Source organism: Streptomyces sp. NPDC049813, assembly GCF_044465085.1.
Taxonomy (GTDB): Bacteria; Actinomycetota; Actinomycetes; order Streptomycetales; family Streptomycetaceae; genus Streptomyces.
The window spans coordinates 262,268-281,160 of sequence record NZ_JBITLI010000003.1; the positions used below are offsets into that span (position 1 = coordinate 262,268).

Sequence of the window (18,893 nt, forward strand, 5' to 3'; positions counted from 1 at the left end):
GACTCTCCGTTCGATCTGCTGCCCGTCAACGCGAGGCTTGGACGGTGCTCCCGTGCTCGGTCACCAGCTCCCGCACCCGGCCTCGATCGATCTTGCCGTTGGCGTTCAACGGAAGGGCGTCCAGGTGGTGCAGCAGCCGGGGGACCATGTGGACGGGCACGCGTCTGCGCAACCAGCGCACCAGCGCCCCCCGTTCGAGCGGAGAGCCGGTGTAACAGCCGACCAGCCGGGTCTCGCCGCCGTCGCGGATCGCGACGACGACGGCCTGCCCGATCTCGGGGTGCTTGCGCAGCGCGGCCTCGATCTCGCCCAGCTCGATCCGGTAGCCGCGCACCTTCACCTGGTTGTCGGACCGGCCGAGATGTACGAGGGTGCCGTCCTCGTACCGGACGCGGTCACCGGTCCTGTAGTAGTGGCCGGGCGTCAGGTGCTCGACCTCCAGGACCGCGCGACCCTGGTCGAAGCCGATGAAGCGCCCCTCGTTGTCGGACGGATCGAGATAACCGTCGAACCGCTGCGAGCCCCGGACGAACAGCTCCCCCTCCTTGGCGGGCCTGCCCTGCTCGTCCAGGACCAGGAACTCCAGAAAGCCGTAGACGTCGCCGATCGGAATGGTCCCGTTGGAGGTGACCGGCCAGGAGGCGGTGTCGTCGGGCAGGGTGTATTCGGTGCACTGGATGGTGAGTTCGGTCGGCCCGTACACGTTGGTGAGCTTCGCCTGCGGGGCCACTGCCTGCCAGGCAGCCGCCTGATCGGCGGTGAGCTGTTCACCGATGAACACGCTGTGCCGCAGGGTGCTCGCCCCGTCGGCCGGCAGGTTGCCCAGCTCGGCTGCGACCGACACCACGGACGGCACGGAGAACCAGTGCGTGAGGCCGTTGCGTGCCACGTAGTCGACCGGTGTGAGCATGTCCTGCCCGCCCGGCACCACCAGCGTGGCACCGCCGGACCAGGCGACGAACAGGTCGTACACCGACGGGTCGAAGGTCAGGTCGAAGGTGTGCGACATCCGGCAGCCGGGGCCGACCTCGAACCGGGCGACGTTGTGCTTCAGGAACGGAGCCACGTTCCGGTGCCGGATCGGCACGCCCTTGGGGCGGCCGGTCGAGCCGGAGGTGAACAGGATGTAGGCGACGTCGTCCGGTGACGCGGTGAGCGGCGGCAGCTCGCCCTCGGTCCGCAGGCCCGCGATCTCCTCGTCGGTGAACCGCAGGACGGGGCCGGCGTCCTCAGCGGTGAGCTGCGCCGCTCCGGCGGCGTCGGCGATCAGCACGTCCGGCCGGGCGAGCGACCGGCTACGGCGGTTGCGCTCGGCGGGATAGCCGGGGTTCAGCGGAACGACCGTCGCACCCAGCCGCAGCGCGGCCAGATAGCTCGCGAAGGCGGTGACGCCTCGCGCGGCCAGCAGCGCGACCCGGCGCGGCGGTTCACCGGTGACCCGGAGAATGCGCTCGGCCACCGCGTGGGCGCGGTCCCTCAGCTCACGGTAGGTCAGGGTGATCTCGCCCGCCTCGACGGCGATGTGATCGGGGTACCGCTCCGAGGAAGCGGCGAACCACTCGTACAGCGTCCCGTGCTCGGTCACGTGGCCTCCTGCAGTTCCGGAACGATCAGGCGCATGGTCGTGGGCGGCTCGGACACCTCGGGCTCGACGTGGAGCACCTGGAGGTCGGGGGTCTCCCGGTCGTCGGAGAGCTCGCCCAGGCAGTCGCAGCTCTGGTCGGTCAGGCCGGCGAAACGGTAGGCGACCTCCATCATCCGGTTGCGGTCGGTGCGCCGGAAATCTCCGGCCAGGTGCGCGTTCGCGAGCGCGGCCCGGCTCATGAGCCAGCGCAGCAGCACCGCGCCCGCGCCGAACGAGACGACCCGGCAGGAGGTGGCCAGCAGCTTCAGCCGCCACACCGAGGGGTGCCGTTCGAGCAGGATGATGCCGATCGAGCCGTGCGACCCGAAGCGGTCCTTCATGCTTGCCACGAGCACGTCGTGGCCCGGGTCGGCGATCAGGTCGCGCAGTGTCTCGTCCGAGTAGTGCACGCCGGTGGCGTTCATCTGGCTGGTGCGCAGGGTCAGCTCCTCGACCCGTGCCAGATCGGTGTCGCTCGCGCGGCGGACCACCAGTTCCAGATCCAGCGTGCGCAGGAAGTCCTCGTCGGGTCCCTGGAAATCCTCCCGCGCGGCCTCGCGGTCGAAGCCGGACTGATAGATCAGCCGCCGCTGCTGGGACTCGTCGGTGACGGTCGCCGGTGTGAACTCCGGCAGGTCCGGCAGGTCCAGGACCTGGGTCGCGTCGAAGCAACGCACCTCGGGCAGGTGGTGGGCGACCTCGGCGCGCTCCGTCGGCTGGTCGTCGACGAACGCCATCACCGCGTCGGCGAAGTTGAGCTTGTCGGCGATCCGGCGGATCGACCGCGACTTGGGGTGCCAGCCGATCTCCGGCAGGACGAAGTACTCGGTGAGGCCCAGCTCCTCCAGCCACTTCCACGCCAGGTCGTGGTCGTTCTTGCTCGCGATCGAGTGGAGGATGCCGCGCCCGTCCAGCGTGACGATCACGTCCCGGACCCGCGGGTCGAGTGTGACCTGCCCGTCCTCCAGGACGGTCCCCTGCCAGAGCGTGTTGTCCAGGTCCCAGACGAGACACTTGACGGTCTTCATCAAACCTCCCACAGGGTCACTGCCCAGGCGGCGACCGGGCTGTTGTTGAGGACCAGCACCAGGTCGCCCTCGGCAAGCCCGCCGGTGGCCAGCAGCCGGTCGAGATTGAGCACCACGTCCATGGCCCCGAGGTGGCCCAGCGTGGCGAGCTGGTCCCGGCAGACCTGATGGATCGGCAGGTCGAGCAGGGTCTCGTAGAAGGTGAAGGCGCCGGCTGTGACGTTCTGCATCAGCGTCGTCCTCACGTCCGCCCGGGTGGCGCCGGCGTCGGCCAGCGTCTCGTCCACCAGTCGCGCGATCCGCTGCCTGCTGTGCATGGCCAGCTCGAAGCGGTAGCGGTCGGGCGAGGCGCACTCCTCGCGCCACTCGTACCAGGGCACCTGCTTGTAGTCGACGCGGAACAGGTCGTGGAAGGACCCGTCGGTCTCCATCCGGTGCGCACGCAGCACCGGGCGGCCACCGCGCACCAGCGTGGTGGCGTACGCCCCGTCGCCGATGACCGTCACCGGGTACCGGACCCGATCGGCTCCGGTGGGGCGGCTGGCGTGCGCGATCGTCACGCCCCGCCGGGACGGGTCGGCCAGCAGCAGGTCACGGCCGAGCGCCCACGCGGCGCTGGACCCGACGCAACCGACGCCGTCCACGGTGAAGGCGAACGCCGAGGTCAGGCTCGCCTCTTGCTGCACCCGGCAGGCGTCCGAGCCGAGCAGCACGTCCGGCGCGCGCGGCCCGACCAGCAGCAGAACGTCCGCGTCCGGTCCGCCCTCCCGCTGCACTTCCTCGTGCAGCTCGCGAGTGACCCGGGCGGCCAGCTCACCTGAGGTCAGGTCCTCGAACGCGCCGATGGTCTCGATACCGCTCGTGGTGACGAACTCAGCTGCCGCGTGGTCGAGTTCGTCGAACTCCGGCAGTTCCTTGACCGGTACCCGCTTGTCCGGCAGCGCGATGCGGGTGCGGCCCAGGCCGATGGCCCCGTCCGTGTTCACGCCCACACCGCCACCGCGTGGCGCGCCAGCAGCAGCCGGCATATCTCACTGCTCCCCTCGATGATCTCCATGAGCTTGGCGTCCCGGTACACCCGGGCCACCGGCGTCCCGTCGCGGCTGCCCGCCGAGCCGAGCAACTGCACCGCCGTGGCCGCGCCCCGGGCCGCGCTCTCGGCGGCGACCTGCTTGGCGACCACCGCGGCGGTGGGCAGTTCCGCACTGCTCTCGTCCCAGCACCGGCTGGCGTGTTCGCAGCACCGCGTCGCGGCGTGCTCAGCCGTCAGGAGGTCGGCCAGGTGCCCGGCGACGAGCTGGTGTTCGGCCAGCGGACTGCCGAACTGCTCGCGGCGCGCCGTGTGTCCTGTGGTCTCGGTCAGGCAGCAGCGCAGCATGCCCACGCATCCCCAGGCCACGGAGATCCGTCCGTAGGTCAGGACCGACGTGACGAGCCAGTCCAGCGGCAGCCCGGCGCCGCCCAGCAGGTTCCGGCGGGGCAGCCGCACCGCGTCCAGCGTCACGTCGGCGTGCCCGGCCGCCCGGCAGCCCAGTGGATCGGGGACACGCCCGACGGCGACACCGGGTGCGTCGGTGGGGACCAGCACCGCGGCCGCGCCCTTGCCGTACCGGCCGAAGACCACCAGCCGGTCGGCGTAGGCGGCCCCGGTCACCCAGACCTTGGAGCCGGTGACGAGCACGTCGTCGCCGTCCACCTCGATACGGGTCCGCATCGCCGACAGGTCGCTGCCCGCGCCGGACTCGCTGAAGGCGACCCCGGCGACCGAGCCCGACGTCAGTGCCGACAGGTGTTCCACCTTCTGGCCGGTGTCGCCGAACCGCTGGAGGGCCCAGGCGGCCATGCCCTGCGAGGTCATCAGACTGCGCAGGGAGGAGCAGCGGCTGCCGACGTGCGCGGTGAACTCGCCGTTCTCCTGGCTCGTCCAGCCGGATCCGCCGTACTCGGTGGGCACCTGGGCACACAGCAGGCCCTTGACGCCGAGTGCCCGGACCAGGTCACGGGGGAGTTCACCGCTCAGGTCCCAGGCTCCGGCCCGCTCGCCGACCAGCTCGTCCACCCAGTCGGACGCGTCAGTCACTGGTGATCCTGAGGACGAGCGCCGTCATGGTGTCCACCGTGCGGAAGGAGTCCAGCTTCAGCTCCTCGGGCGGCACGGTGACTTTGAAGGCGCCTTCGATGTGGGTCAGCAACTCCATCGCGAACAGTGAGGAGACCAGACCGGTGGCGAACAGGTCGAGATCGTGGGTGACCTCCTGCTTGGTGCGCGCCGCCAGGAACTCGGTCAGGTTCGCGCGGATCGCCTCGTCGGTCAGCGGAGTGGTCGTGGTGTTCATGATCACCTTCCTGCGGTGTCGTAGTCGAAGAATCCGCGGCCGGTCTTGCGGCCGAGGTCGCCCGCCTCGACCTTGGCCAGCAGCAGTCCGCTCGGCAGATATCCGGCGTCGCCGGTCCGTTCGTGCAGCACGCGCAGGGTGTCCACGACGTTGTCCAGACCGATGAGGTCGGCGGTCGCCAGCGGGCCGGTGGGGTGTCCGAGGCAGCCCTGGAAGGCGCCGTCCACCGCCTCCGGTGTCGCGACCCCCTCGGCGACGATGTGCGAGGCCTCGTTGATCGAACGCTGCAGGATCCGGTTGATGACGAACCCGGGGCCGTCACCGACCACCACCTGCGTGATGCCCAGCGCGTCCAGCAGCGCGCCCGCGGCGTCCATGGCGGCCTGTCCGGTGCGCGGTCCCCGGATGGTCTCGGCCGTGCTGATGAGGTACGGCGGGTTCATGAAGTGGACGCCCAGCAGCAGTTCCGGGCGCGCCACGGCGTCGGCCTGCTCATCGATCGGGATCGCCGAGGTGTTGGAGATGAGCACGGCATCCGGCGTGGTCCGGTGTGCCTCGGCGAGCACCTTCGCCTTGGTCTCGGGGATCTCGGTCACCGCCTCCACCACTGCGGTGCAGCAGGCGATGTCGGCCATCGAGGTGGTGGTCGTCAGCGTGCCGGGCTCGGCGCCGCGGGGCAGCGATCCCATCATCTGGGCCAGCCGACGCTGGGTCGGCACCGTCCGTTCGGCTGTGACGAGTGCCTCGGCCGACACGTCCACGAGCACGACCGGGATGCCCCGGCCGGTCGCGAGCGTGGCGATCCCCGTACCCATGCTGCCGGCGCCGAGCACCGCGAGTCGGTGCTGGGGCGTGGTGGTCATCGCTTCTCCGTCTTCTCGACCAGGTCGGGCACCATCTCGGCGATCTCGGGGAGCCGGCCGGCCAGGTACCGCAGCCCCGCCAGCAACTGCTCACCGGTGACGTTCGGGTCGACCTTGTTGCGCCGCAGCCAGGTCCGCCAGTTGCGCGCCTGGACACCGTCCTCGTCGAGATGGAAGGCGTCCTCCTGCTCCCAGAGGGCGGTGGTGGACATGACCTGGTTGCCGCTCTTGATCGCTTCGTCGCCGACGAGTTTCTGCCAGTCGGGCAGCGGCATCGGGCGGGTGGGCCAGCCCACCTCACCGAGCAGCTCGAACATCCTGGGCAGGCTGATCGACTTCTCGTGCACCAGGTGGAAGGCCCGCCCCGCCGAGGCGGGCGAGAGCGCCAGCTCGACCAAGCCGCGCGACAGCACGTCCACGGGCGAGACCGGAATGGCCTGGTCGTCCACCGGATGCGCGCCCACGGCCAGCCCGCTGGCGAGAACGAACCAGATGAGGTCACGGTCGTTGCAGGCCCCGCTCTCGGAGGACGCCATGATCATGCCGGGGCGGAAGACCCTGCACCGCATGCCGTCCTCGTCCGCGCGCTCCAGCAGCCGCTCCCCCACCCACTTGCTGACGCCGTAGCCGCCGAGCATCGGGTTGAGCGGCTGTTCGCGCGTCTCCAGCAGCGTGGACGAGCTCTCGTCCGGTGGTGCGGCGGCGGCGAGCGTCGAGACGTAGCTGAAGTCGCGGATCCCCTTGGACCGGGCCCAGGTCAGCAGCTCCACCAGGGGCAGGACATTGCTGTCGCGCAGCACCCGGTAGGGCTCGGTGAAGACGACCTGAGCGGCGCAGTGCACGATGTGTCCCACGCGCTTGGCCAGTTCACCGTCCCGGTAGAGACGGCAGGCCACGCCGATGTCCTTGAGGTCGGCCGGCACCACGTGCACGCGGCCGGGGTCGGGCTCCGGGAGGCCGAACTTCTCGGCGTTCGCGCGCAGCCGTGCCATACCGGCCGCCTCGTCCTGCGCCCGCACCACGCAGTAGACCCGTCCACCGGAGTGGCGCACGAGGTCGGCCAGCAGGAACGCGCCCAGGTACCCGGTCGCGCCGGTCAGCAGGACGTCGGTGCCGGGGGCTTCCTCGGCGGCCAGCTCGCCGATGGGGAGCTGGAGGTCCTGGTCGACCAGGGCTCCGTCGCCGTCGGCGGCGTCCACGCCGTCCGTCTCGGCCCCGGTCCCCGCCATCAGGCCGCGGACGATGCGGGCGACCTTGCGGACCGTCGCCTCGCTGCCGCCGGCTCGGTGCAGGTTGACCAGCACGCCGTACCGCTGCTGGACCTCCAGCGCCATCTGCACCGACAGAAGCGAGCTGCCGCCCAGGGCGCCGAACTCGTCGTCGGCGGTGATGGACTCGACCCCGAAGAGCTCCTGCCACATCTCGGTGAGCTCGTGCTCCAGCGGGTCGGCCGAGTCGGAACGGGGCGCGGTCTCCGTCGCGGCGGTGGGGGCGTCCGTGCGCAGGACGTCGATGCGGTCGAGCAGCCAGTGGCGCTTGCGCGTGAACGGGTAGGTCGGCAGTTCCACGCGCCTGCCGGTGCCGCCGGAGAAGGCCGCCCAGTCGACCTCGACGCCGTTCAGCCACGCGGTGGTCAGTGCCTTCTCCACCGCGTCGTCGTCCGTGCCGTCCAGGGTGATCTCGTACGCTCCGGCGGTGGCGGCGGTGTGGCCGGGCAGTGCGGCCACCAGTGCCTCGGGCGCGTCGGCGGGCACCACGACGGCGCGCCGCGTCTCGGCGCGCCGGGTGCGGACGGCGGGCGGCCGGGGCAGGCGCAGAGCGGCGGCGAGCTCGTCCGCGGCGGCGGTGACGACGCGGCGCTCCGCGAAGCCCGCGCGCCCGACGCGCAGCGTGTGCGCGACGTCGGCCACCGGCAGGTCGCCGGTGTCCAGCGTGTCGGCGAGACGGCGGCACTGCGCGTCCAGTTCGGCGCGGGTGCGCGCCGAGACGGTCAGCCGGACGATCGGCCGCTCGGGCGCCGGGGCGCGGGTCGGGGCCGGCGGCGCACCCAGCACCACGGAGGCGTTCGTCCCGCCCACGCCCATGGAGTTGACCAGTACGTGCCGGTCGGACCTGGTGGCCTCCCGCGCCTGTGTCGTCACGTAGAACGGGCTGTCCGCCATCACGTCGGGCGTACGCGGCTTGTCGAACATCGGGTGCGGCGGCAGAACGCCCGTCCGGGCGATGTTGACGGCCTTGATGAATCCGGCGATCCCGGCTGCGGGGCCGCTGTGCCCGATGTTGGTCATGGTGGAGCCGAGCGCGCAGTACCCGGTCTCGCGGGTGAAGGCCCGGAACGCGCGGCGCAGCGCGATCAGCTCGATCTCGTCGCCCACGGCCGTTCCGGTGCCGTGCCCCTCGGCGTAGACGAACGATTCGGCCGCAACGTCGGCCACCCGCAGCGCGGAGCCGATGACGTCCGACACCCCGACCGGGCTCGGCGCGACGTACCCGAGCCGGTCGCCGCCGTCGTTGCCGACCGCACTGCCGCGGACGACCGCCAGGACGGGGTCGCCGTCGGCCAGTGCGTCCGACAGTCTCCGCAGCGCCACGACGCCGATGCCGGAGCTGTAGATCGTGCCGGTGGAGGAGGCGTCGTAGGAGCGGCAGAATCCGTCCTCGGACAACACCCCGCCGGGCGCGTGCAGATATCCGAGGAACGGCTCTATGACGGTCGCCCCGCCGGCGAGGGCGATGTCGACCTCGCCGGAGAGCAGGCTGAGCGTCGCGTAGTGCAACGCGTACAGCGATGCCGAGCACCCGGTCTGGATGCTGACGGAGGGGCCTCGCAGGCCGAGCTTGTAGGCGACGCGGGAGGTCAGGAAGTCCGGCTGACTGCCCACGGTCAGGTCGAGGTCGTCGATCGCCGCGCGCAGCCCCCGCCGTCGCGCCTTGTCGTTGAAGACGGCGGCCGAGTAGTGCCCCGCGTAGCTGGCCGCGAAGACCCCGGTCCGGGGTCCGCGGTCGTGCGGCGGGTGGCCGGCGGCCTCCAGCGCCTCCCAGGCGGCTTCCATGAAGATCCGCTGCTGCGGATCGATGGTCTCGGCCTCCTTGGGCGTGTAGCCGAAGAAGTCGGCGGCCCAGTCGGTCACGCCGGGCAGGGTGGTGCCCATCCGCACGAAACCGGGGGCGTCCAGGACGCGGTCGGGCAGGGCGGCGTTCGCGAGCTGCTCCTCGGTCAGCTCGCGCATGGCGACCGAGCCCTGCTCGATGTTGCGCCAGAACTGCTGGGGCGTGTCGGCGTCGGGGTACCGCAACCCGACGCCGATCACGGCGATGTCGGTGGGTCGGGTCATCGGCCGGCACCCCGCAGCCCGAGCAGGTCGCCCCGGCCGGGCCCCTGGGCAGCGACGTCGGCGGCGACGGGTTCGGCCTCACCGGCCAGCAGCCCGGCCTGTGCGCGGACCGTGGAGTGCTGGAAGAGGTCCGAGACGCGCAGCTCGCGGTCGGTCTGCTCGGACAGTTCCTCCCACAGCATGATCAGCAGCAGTGAGGTGCCCCCGGCCTCCAGGAAGTTCGTGTCGAGCGGGACGCCCGCCGGGTCGTCGGTGCCGAGGACCAAGGCCCACGCGTCCCGCACACGATCGAGGAGTTGTTCGTCCACTGGTGTCTCCTTGCTGGGTGCCGTCAGGGCTGGGAATCGGGGTGCTCGGAAAGGTCCGCCGCCGCGGCGACCATGGCGTCCAGCAGGCCCCGCGCCGTGTGCTCGTCGAAGAGCGCCGGCGCATAGGCCAGTTCCAGCTCCAGGTCGTCGCCGCTCTCGATGGCGGTCAGTTCGAGCTCGTACTTGATGAAGAGCGGGTCGGGGGCCAGCTGGCGCACGAAGGGCGCGGGCAGGTCCGGCTCCTTCGCGGACGTCACGTAGAGCGGGGTGAGCGGCGGGCGGCCGAGGTCCCGGGTCGGGTGGAGCGTTTCGACCACCGCGTCATAGGGGGCTGTCGCGTCCCGGTAGGCCGCCTGGGCGTCGTCGCGGACCCGGGCCAGCAGCTCGCGCCAGGTGGGCTCGCCGGTCAGGTCCACCCGCACGACCAGGGTGTTGACGAACATGCCCACGGCGTCGGCCGCGCCGGTCGACTCGCGCCCCGACCAGGGGAAGGCGAGCAGGAAGTCGCGTCCGCCTCCGCGTGCGAGCGCCGCGCCCATGAGCGTGGCGGCGATCACGAACGTGCTGCAGCCCAGCTCGTCCACGGCGACCTGGCGCAGCCGCCGCAGGTGGTCGTCCCCGATCCGGGCGCTGACGGTGGCCGCCCGGGTGGACTGGAGTTCGCCCCGGGGACGGTCGTGGGGCAGCGGAGGGTCCAGGGGAGCGCCCCGCAGGCGCTCCACGACGGCCTGGACACGGTGGGCGTCGACCGGCTCGGCGACCGCCGCCGGGTGAACGGGCTCGGCGAGATCTCCGTCCTGCCGGTAGACGGTCGCGATCTGGTCGAGGAGGATCCCGGCCGACCAGCCGTCCACGACGATGTGGTGCGGAACCAGGGCCAGCAGCGTCCGGTCGTCCAGACACAGGATGTCGGCGCGTACCGGCGCCTCCTCGGCCAGGTCGAACGGGGTGGTGCAGGTCCGGGCGAGGTGCTCCGGCGGATCGTTCGGCGACCGGGTGATCGTCGTGACGGCGGGCGCCCCGTCCGTCCGGTACTGGACCCGGCGTTCCTTTCGGTCGAGGGTGAACCGCGACCGCAGCGCCGGATGCCGTGCGAGCACCGTGTCCACGGCGCGCCGCAGCGCCTCGTGGTCGGTTCCGTCGGCCAACTCGACGACGGTGGGCGAGAGGTAGGCCGGACGCAGCCACGGCATCCGGTCCAGCAGCCAGAAGCGCTGCTGCGCGGAGGTCGCGGGACGCGGCCCGTCATCGACCACGGCCGCCGGGGCGTCGCGCCTGACCTCCGCTGCCGTCAGCGCCTGCGCGAGTCCCGCGACCGTGGGGTCGGCGAGGAAGACACGGGGGGACAGTTCGACGCCGTACCGCCGCTCGGCCTCCGCGAGCATGCTGACCGCCAGCAGCGAGTGCCCGCCGAGGACGAAGAAGTTGGCGTCGGCGGTCAGCTCGTGCGAGCCACCGCCCCCGAAGTGGCGGCCCCCGCCGCTCAGCACGGCGGCGAACAGCTCCGCCGCCCGCCGCTGTTCCTCCGTGAGCGGAGCGTTCTCCCGCTTACGGGGAGCCGGAGCCGGGGCAGCCCCCTGAACCGCGGGAGGCTCGCCCAGGAATTCGGTCAGCGGGCGGTCCGGGTCGCCGACGGCAGCCGTGAGCAACTCGACCAGGGTGCGCCCGAAGCGGTCGCAGGCATCGTCCGAGTAGCGATCGGTGTCGTACTCGATGGTGACGGTCAGGTCGTCCCCGACCTCGTTGATGATCACCATCAGGTCGAACTTGGCGGTCCCGGTGGGCAGTTCGGCAGGAGGATCCCACCGGTGGTGCCCGGTGGGCGGGGCCTGGTGCACGAAGCCGACGTTGATCAGGGCCGACCGGCCGGTGCCGCGTGCCGCGTTCACCGCGGTGGTGAGCTGGTCGAAGGGGAGTTTCTGGTGACTGAGCGAACGGAACGCCTCGGCCCGTGCGTTCCGGCACAGCTCGGCGAACGACCGCTCGGGATCCACCGCGCAGCGCAGCGGGACGGTGTTGGCGAAGAACCCGACGAGCCGTTCCAGCATGGGGTGGCTCCGGTTGGCGGTCACCGCGCCCACCAGGAAGTCCCGCCGCCCCGACCAGCGGTACAGCGTGGCTTGGACGGCGGCGAACCACAACACGAACGGCGTCGCCCGCAGGGACAGGGACAGCTGTCCCACCCGGGCCGACACCTCGGGGGGGACGGGGAAGTCTCGCTGCCGCCCCCGGCGTCCGCCCTCGTCGACGGCCGGGCGCCCGCTGCATCCGTCGAGGAGGAGTTCACCGGACGACTCCAGCAGCTGGCCGGAGCGCTCCTGGAGCGCGCGCTGGATGTCGGGCGTCCGGGCCATGGCGCGGTCCCAGACGGCGAAGTCCGCGTACTGGACGGGTAGTCCGTCCACCGAGGGCCGCTCCCCCCGCAGTGCGGCGTCGTAGGCGACGGCGAGGTCGTCGAGGAGCGGCCCCAGCGACCAGCCGTCCACCGCGATGTGGTGCACCACCAGCAGAAGGGCGTCACCGTCGGGCGACCCACGCCACACGACACAGCGCAGCACCGTGCCCTTGGCCAGGTCGAAGGGCTCGCGTCCGCGCCGCACGGCCTCGGCCCGGACCCTGGCCGTGGACTCCGCTTCGATGACCTCGATCGGCGGTGCCTGCGGATCGCAGACGATCTGCAGCAGCCGGCCGTCGCGCAGCTCGTAGGCCGTGCGCAGGGCTTCGTGTCGTTCGACCACGAACTCCAGCGCCGATTCCAGCGCCACCACGTCGATGCGCTCCCGCCACGTCAGGAACACGGGCACGTTGTAGGTGGCGGTGCCCTGGGACGTCTCCTCGATCAGCCACAGCCGTTCCTGACCGGCCGATGCCACAACGACTCGCTCCCCGCGCCGCAGCAGTTCGGTACTCATGCGGCCACTGCCCCCAATTGCCGCACGTGCTCAGCCAGTTCGGCGAGGGAGTCGAGCAGCAACACCGTGCCCGGCTCCACCGGCACGCCGTACCTCTGGTCGATCCGGGAGACGAGCTGCATGGCCCGCACCGAGTCGCCTCCCAGCTCCAGGAAGTTGTCGCCCGCCGCGACCTCCCCGGCGCCGAGCACCTCGCGCCAGAGCCGGGCCAGCTCGACCAGCAGCGTGTCGTCGCCGCCCGGCTCACCCGGCCGCGCGAGCACCGGGTCATCACCGGCGCCGGCATCGACGTCCAGCAACCGCAACAGCGCGGTGCGGTCGACCTTGCCGGTCGAACCCAGCGGCAGCCGCTCCACCACGACCCACCGGCCGGGAAGCATGTAGGACGGCAGCCGGTCGGCCAGCGCACCGCCGAGGGCTTCGCGGAGGTCGTCCGGCTCGCTCGGCCCCGCCGTGGACGGCAGCGCGAAGCCGACCAGCATCGCCGACGTCCCGGTGCCCACCTTTTCCACGAAAGCGGCGCTCACGAGCCCCGTGGCCGCTGCCGCGCGCTCGATCTCAGGCAACTCGACCCGGAAGCCGCGCAGCTTCACCTGTCGGTCGGCGCGCCCCAGATACTCGATCGTGCCGTCCGGCAGCACGCGGCAGAGGTCGCCGGACCGATAGTGGGTCTCGCCGGTGGCGCCGTCGACGACGAACCGTTCGGCTGTCAGCTCCGGGCGGCCGAGGTAACCGAGGGCGACGCCGGGACCGCCGATGCACAGCTCGCCGACCTCGCCGTGCGCCGCCTCGGACAGGTCGTCGGCGACCACTTTCAGCGTCGTCTGCTGGATCGGGCGTCCGATGGGCACCCGGTCGCGGCCCGCCAGACTGTCGGGCGTGCAATCGAAGGAGGAGGCGAACGTCGTGGCCTCGGTCGGGCCGTAGGCATTGACCAGACGTCCGGGTGCCGCGGCGGCCAGGACATCACGCACGATGCCCAACTCCAGCTGCTCGCCCGCCGTGATGAGGGTGCGCAGTCCACCGAACGTCTCCGGCCGTTCCCGCCCGACGGTGTGGAACAGCGAGGTGGTGAGGAACATCGTGTCGATGCCCTCCGACCGCACCATCCGCGCCCACGCCTCCAGAGACAGGTCGGTCACCACCGAGGGCAGTACGACGAGGGTGGCGCCGGCGGTGAGGGTGTTCCAGATCTCGAACGTGGTGACGTCGAACGCGGGGTTGCACGTGTTGGCGACCCGGTCGCCGGGCCCGATGGTGCAGAAGACCGGATCCCGCACCAGCCGGAGCACACCCCGGTGCGGCACGATCACACCCTTGGGCCGGCCGGTCGATCCGGAGGTGTAGGAGATGTAGGCGGGCGCCTCCGCGTCGGAGGCGACCGGATCCGCGACGACGGCGCCCGGCGCGGCCGTCGTGGGCACCGGGACACGGCGGGTGCCGTCCGGCAGGCTCGCCCACGGCTCGCGGCGCGAGCCGGGGCCGTAGGTGACGACCAGCTCGGCGCCCACCTCGTCGAGGATCCCCCGGAGCCGGGCCTCGGGGGCCATCGCGTCGAGCGGTACGTAAGCCGCGCCCGCGAGCAGGACCCCGAGGAACGCCGGAACGAGTTCGAGCGACCTGTCCACGGCGACCGGAACAGCGTCCCCCGGACCGATCCCGGCGGCGACGAGATCGCCGGCCAACCCCTGCGAGAGGTCCCAGAGCTCCCGGTACGACAGTGATTCGCCGGTGGCCGGAACGCGCACCGCGCACCGCGCCGGACAGCGTTCCACCCATTCGGCAACAAGATCCTGGACCCGCCCGACCGCTCTCACGCCCTGCTCACTCCCCGCCACATCGAGACAGGTGCGTGGACACCTGTCGGACATCACCCGCGAGTCGGCCCGATGGAAACATCGAGCAACACCCAAGAACGATGCATGCGTCACAGAGGCAGGGGCTAGCCCCGAAGGTTGCATGTTTGTGCACGGCCGCACACGGACAGACACCGAGCGCCACTCAAAGTAATCAAGTGATCGCTAAATGCGACCGGAAAAGTCCGGCAACCCGCCATGGCCGTCACGGGACCCCGGTGCGGCCCGCTCAGCGGCGCGAACCCCCCGGCCCGTGGATCTCCTGGTCCCGCGTGTACCCCTGCTGCGCCCAGTTCGCGATCTTGCGCAGCTCCGCCTTCAGCTCGTCCCAGGTCTTGAAGTAGTTGCCGATCGCGCGGATCTCCATCGGGACCACCGTCGAGCCCTCCACCGCGTGCGGCGTGATCTCGCGCATGCCGCCGAAGACCTGTTGCTGCGAGATGACCGGGTTGCCGGTGAGTCCCGAGTACGCGTAGGTCATCAGGGAGACCTTGTCGAGGCCCGGCATCTGGCGGGTGGCCCGGTCGCGGAACTCCAGTGTCTCGCCCTCGGTCTCCGTCGTCTCCTGGAAGGCGGAGAGGCGGTCGACGATGGTCTTCTTGTTCCGCTTCAGGTACCCCTGGATGTCGCTGTCGAGCAGCGCGTACGCCTCGGCGAGCGGCGAGCGGGACAGGAAGATCGTCAGGTTCTTGATCTGGCCGCTGTCCTCGTCCGTGGCGAGGTAGTCGGCCACCGCGGCGACCTGCGTGAAGAAGAGCTGGAGGTAGCCGTCGAGCGAGTCGGTGTCGACGCGGCTGCGCTTCTTGCCGGTGGCGGACGCGTCGAACAGCTCCAGTTCCCTCTGGGCGAACGGCTTCGCCTGGTTCAGCCGGAACATGGCGCGCGGCAGCGCGTTCTGGCCGACGCTGCCGGGGTCGTCCCGGTAGCTGTCGAAGACCGGGGGGATGCCGGCCAGCGGCACGCCGATGGTGTACTGCACGTACAGCCCGTCGCCGCGGCCCGCCTGCCCGGCCTGCTCCGTGTAGCCCTCGCTGCTGAGGGTCACGCCGTCGGCGGCCGGTTGCAGCGTCAGCCGCATGGTGGCGTCGGCCAGCGGTGTCCCCTCGGCGGCGGCGTAGAAGTCATCGCGGACCCGGCGCATCTCGTCGACGATCCGGTCGAGCGCGTCCGGGCCGTCCGTCGCCCGCGTCCCGACGACCTGGACGGCCCCCGAGACGAACTCGACGTTGGAGTACGAGCCGCCGGCGTCGAGGGTCCTGCTGTCCGAGACGACCGTGAAGTCCTCGGTGCGGCTGGTGCCGAGGTCGGTGTCGCCGGGCAGTTTGCCGCCCGCCGCGTCGTTGACCCGCTTGGCCATCTCGGTCTCGAACCCCTCCATGCGCTGGACCGGGCCGGTCAGGCGCTGCACGGGTGCGGAGGTGTCCCGCGGCGCGGAGGGGCCCGTGCCCCGGACCGCGCTGGGGGCGCCGGAGCGCATCCGGGCGGCGTTCGACGCCGCCTCGCGTTCCTCGCTGTCGTGCGGGTGGGTCATGCTGAACCCGCCGCCGGTCGGGTGGCCCACGGAGCGGCGCTGCTGGTTGCGGACCGCGTGCGTGAGTTCGTGGTCCAGCGTGAGGGGGTCCTTGCCGTGCTCGCCGAGCACGATGTCCTGGTCGACGGTGAACGCGCGCGCCTGCACCGCGGCGGCCGCCTGCTCCGCCGCGGTCCCGGTGTGCACCCGTACGCCGGAGAGGTCGGCCTGGAACTGCTCCTCCTTGCGCGTCAGCGTAGCCCGGTCCAGCGGCCGCCCGCCGGTGCCGATGCCGGCCTCCACGTCGGAGCGGGTGACAGCGCCCTCGGGCTCGGCGGCGGAGCGCATGACGGCACCCTGAGGGCCGGGGCCGGAGCGGGCCGGGGCGTCCTCGTGCCCGCACCCCGCCTCGTGCCGGTGCTCCTCCCGCGCCCGTTCGCGGCGCATGATGCTCAGCACCGTCCGGTTGCCGACGCTCCCCTGAAGACCCGTCAGACCGGTGGCCGGGGCGGCCGGGCGCGCCGCTTTGGCCTCGGCGTCCTTCGCGCCCTTCGCGTCCTTCGCGTCCGAGCGGGACCTCTTGTCGTGCGCGTGCATCCGACCTCCCACTCACCGAGAACGACACTGCGAACGTAAGGCCGCGCGGACCGCCCGCGACACCCGCGCCCCGCCGCGCTGGCCACTGCGACCGGGGCTGTGTCCCGCCCGACCTGCGGCCTTGCCTGTCCGGGCAGCGGGCCCCGCACCCAACTCTGCCCGTGGGGGAACCGACCGGGGCCCGGGCCCCCTCTTCCGGCCACACTTGGCGCGGACGCGACGACGTGGCGGGAAGGGGCCGGAGATGGGTGAGACGTTCAGACGGCGGGCGCAGAGTCAGTGGGGCGAGGGCGAGGCGCTGAAGGAGGAGATCCTGCGGGCGGGCGCGCGGTTGCTGGCGCAGAGCGGCCGGGAGGGCGAGCTGTCGCTGCGGGCCGTGGCCCGGGAGGTCGGGATCGCCGCGCCCAGTATCTACCTGCACTTCAAGAGCCGCGCGGAGCTGGTGGAGACGCTGACGCGGCGCGCCTACGGGCGGCTCGCCGCCGCGCTGGCCGAGGCGCGGGCCGAGGGCGGGGAGCCGCGGGCGGCCCTGCACGCGATGGCACAGCGCTACTGCCGGTTCGCGCTCGACAACCCCCGGGTCTACCGGCTCATGTTCGGCATCGAGCGCGTCGAGGTGCCCCGTGAGGAGGTACCGGCGCATCCGCTGTGGCAGGTGCGCGCGGTCTGGGAGGAGGCCGTCCGCGCGTGGCACGCCGGGACCGGCGCCCGGCCGGAGCGGGCGCATCGCGTCGACCTGCTCTGGTTCTCCCTGCACGGGATGGTGGCGATGGCGGTGGCGCTGCCGTTCGCGGTCGACCGGGCGGCGCTGCGGGAGAGGGCCGAGGACCTGGTCGACCTGGTCCTGGCTGGATAGCGCCGGTGACAAGTGCCGCCCGGGCGTGCATCGTTGCCCAGGGCACCTAACGCTGTGAGGCGTCCGGAGCATCTGACGCCGTGTGGCGTCCGGAGCACCTGACGCCGTGCGGTGCCCAGGGCACCTCACGCTGCGCGAGAGGTGCCGCCGCACTCCCTTCCCCCACGGAGGCACACCATGGCCGACACATCCACGGTTCCGGCGGACGCACTCACGTACCACCCCAGTCCCCGGGCGGCGGGCTGCCCGTTCGATCCGCCGCCGGCCCTGCGGGAGCTGACCGGCCGGCCGCTCACCCGGGTGCGGATCTGGGACGGCAGCACGCCGTGGTTCGTCGCCCGCCACGACCAGCTGCGGGCCCTGCTGAGCGACCCGCGGGTCAGCGCCGACCAGGAACGCCCCGGCTTCCCGCACCGCTCGGCCGGTCAGCAGGCCGGCAGCCTGGGGCGGCGCACGTTCCTCACCATGGACGACCCGGACCACGCCCGGCTGCGCCGGATGGTGACCGGCCCGTTCGCGGTGAAGAAGATCGAGGCGCTGCGGCCGCGGGTGCAGCAGATCGTCGACGGCCTGATCGACGAGATGCTCGCCGGACCCACCCCGGCCGACCTGGTGCAGGCGTTCGCCCTGCCGGTCCCCAGCCTGGTCATCTGCGAACTGCTCGGTGTGCCGTACGCGGACCATGACCTCTTCCAGCGCAACACCAGGGTCATCGTGCGGCGCGACGCGACGCCCGAGGAGGTGGCGCGGGCGTCGGCCGCCCTCACCGACTACCTCGACGCGCTGCTCGCCGAGAAGGAACGGCACCCCGCCGACGACCTGCTGTCCATGCTCGCGACCAAGCAGGTGGCGACGGGCGCGATGACCCGGCGCGAGGCCGCCCAGATGGGCGTGCTACTGCTGGGCGCGGGCCACGAGACGACCGCGAACATGATCGCGCTCGGCACCCTGGCCCTGCTCTCCCACCCCGACCAGCTCGCCCGCCTGCGCGCGAGCGAGGACCCGAAGCAGGTCGCCGGGGCCGTCGAGGAACTGCTGCGCTACCTGAACATCACGCACTCGGGGCGGCGGCGCGTGGCGCTCGCGGACATCGAGATCGACGGCGAGGTCATCCGCGCCGGCGACGGCATCATCCTCGGCGGCGAGGTCGCCAACCGCGACCCCGCGGCCTTCCCCGGCAACCCCGACGAACTCGACCTGGATCGCGACGCGCGACGACACGTCGCCTTCGGCTTCGGCGTCCACCAGTGCCTGGGTCAGCCGCTCGCCCGCATGGAGCTCCAGGTCGTCTACAGCACCCTCTACCGGCGCGTCCCCGCCCTCGCCCTCGCCACCGGGATCGACCAACTGGAGTTCAAGCACGACGGTTTCGTCTACGGCGTCTACGCGCTCCCCGTCACCTGGTGACACCCCCCGTCACCCGCGGCCCCCTCCCCCACGCCCCGTCACGACCGGAAACGAGGAGCACCATGCACGTAGAGGTCGACCAGCCCAAGTGCGTCGCGTCGGGCCAGTGCGTCCTGCTGGCACCCAAGGTCTTCGACCAGGACGACGACGGCATCGTCGAGCTGCTGACCGCCGCTCCCGACGCCGAACACCACGAGAACGTACGGGAGTCGGCGGCGGTCTGCCCCGCCGCGGCGATCCGCCTGGCGGACCGGTGAGCGA

General features: G+C 72.0%; 14 protein-coding genes. 3 read left to right on the forward strand and 11 right to left on the reverse strand.

All coding sequences use genetic code 11. The features are described 5' to 3' along the window. Positions 1-25: 25 nt before the first annotated feature. From ACIBW6_RS08700 to ACIBW6_RS08750, 11 genes are all read right to left on the reverse strand, one after another. Positions 26-1,585, reverse strand: a complete 1,560-nt coding sequence (locus tag ACIBW6_RS08700; protein WP_399058161.1) for an amino acid adenylation domain-containing protein — start codon at positions 1,583-1,585, stop codon at positions 26-28. Continuing rightward, positions 1,582-2,652, reverse strand: coding sequence for an HAD-IIIC family phosphatase (locus ACIBW6_RS08705; protein ID WP_399058163.1), 1,071 nt, complete (start codon positions 2,650-2,652; stop codon positions 1,582-1,584). The genes ACIBW6_RS08700 and ACIBW6_RS08705 overlap by 4 nt, the downstream gene beginning before the upstream one ends. Continuing rightward, positions 2,652-3,638, reverse strand: coding sequence for a 3-oxoacyl-ACP synthase (locus ACIBW6_RS08710; RefSeq protein ID WP_399058165.1), 987 nt, complete (start codon positions 3,636-3,638; stop codon positions 2,652-2,654). The genes ACIBW6_RS08705 and ACIBW6_RS08710 overlap by 1 nt, the downstream gene beginning before the upstream one ends. Next, entirely contained in the window at positions 3,635-4,732 is a 1,098-nt protein-coding gene (locus ACIBW6_RS08715) for an acyl-CoA dehydrogenase family protein (RefSeq protein WP_399058167.1), read from the reverse strand. The genes ACIBW6_RS08710 and ACIBW6_RS08715 overlap by 4 nt, the downstream gene beginning before the upstream one ends. After that, entirely contained in the window at positions 4,725-4,988 is a 264-nt protein-coding gene (locus ACIBW6_RS08720; RefSeq protein ID WP_399058169.1) for an acyl carrier protein, read from the reverse strand. The genes ACIBW6_RS08715 and ACIBW6_RS08720 overlap by 8 nt, the downstream gene beginning before the upstream one ends. Before the next feature lie 2 nt (positions 4,989-4,990). Next, on the reverse strand, positions 4,991-5,851 hold the full coding sequence (locus tag ACIBW6_RS08725) for a 3-hydroxyacyl-CoA dehydrogenase family protein (RefSeq protein WP_399058171.1): 861 nt from the start codon (positions 5,849-5,851) through the stop codon (positions 4,991-4,993). Further along, a complete protein-coding gene (locus ACIBW6_RS08730; RefSeq protein ID WP_399058173.1) occupies positions 5,848-9,186 on the reverse strand; it encodes a thioester reductase domain-containing protein in 3,339 nt (1,112 codons plus the stop codon). The genes ACIBW6_RS08725 and ACIBW6_RS08730 overlap by 4 nt, the downstream gene beginning before the upstream one ends. After that, positions 9,183-9,494, reverse strand: coding sequence for an acyl carrier protein (locus tag ACIBW6_RS08735; protein WP_399058175.1), 312 nt, complete (start codon positions 9,492-9,494; stop codon positions 9,183-9,185). Before ACIBW6_RS08735 ends, ACIBW6_RS08730 begins: the two co-directional genes overlap by 4 nt. Positions 9,495-9,517: 23 nt before the next feature. Beyond that, positions 9,518-12,406, reverse strand: coding sequence for a condensation domain-containing protein (locus ACIBW6_RS08740; protein ID WP_399058177.1), 2,889 nt, complete (start codon positions 12,404-12,406; stop codon positions 9,518-9,520). Then, positions 12,403-14,367 (reverse strand): amino acid adenylation domain-containing protein, encoded by a 1,965-nt coding sequence (locus tag ACIBW6_RS08745; protein WP_399058180.1) that lies wholly within the window; start codon positions 14,365-14,367, stop codon positions 12,403-12,405. The genes ACIBW6_RS08740 and ACIBW6_RS08745 overlap by 4 nt, the downstream gene beginning before the upstream one ends. A gap of 124 nt (positions 14,368-14,491) precedes the next feature. Further along, positions 14,492-16,369, reverse strand: a complete 1,878-nt coding sequence (locus ACIBW6_RS08750) for a DUF4157 domain-containing protein (protein ID WP_399058182.1) — start codon at positions 16,367-16,369, stop codon at positions 14,492-14,494. A gap of 244 nt (positions 16,370-16,613) precedes the next feature. Here ACIBW6_RS08750 and ACIBW6_RS08755 point away from each other — a divergent pair, with 244 nt between their 5' ends. From ACIBW6_RS08755 to ACIBW6_RS08765, 3 genes are all read left to right on the forward strand, one after another. Beyond that, positions 16,614-17,225 (forward strand): TetR/AcrR family transcriptional regulator, encoded by a 612-nt coding sequence (locus ACIBW6_RS08755; RefSeq protein ID WP_399058184.1) that lies wholly within the window; start codon positions 16,614-16,616, stop codon positions 17,223-17,225. 177 nt (positions 17,226-17,402) lie between these two features. Next, the gene (locus ACIBW6_RS08760; RefSeq protein ID WP_399058186.1) at positions 17,403-18,632 is read left to right on the forward strand and encodes a cytochrome P450; all 1,230 of its coding nucleotides are present in this window, start codon (positions 17,403-17,405) and stop codon (positions 18,630-18,632) included. Between the two features lie 62 nt (positions 18,633-18,694). Then, positions 18,695-18,889: a ferredoxin gene (locus ACIBW6_RS08765; RefSeq protein WP_399058188.1), complete on the forward strand. Its 195-nt coding sequence runs from the start codon at positions 18,695-18,697 to the stop codon at positions 18,887-18,889. The last annotated feature ends 4 nt before the right edge of the window (positions 18,890-18,893 follow it).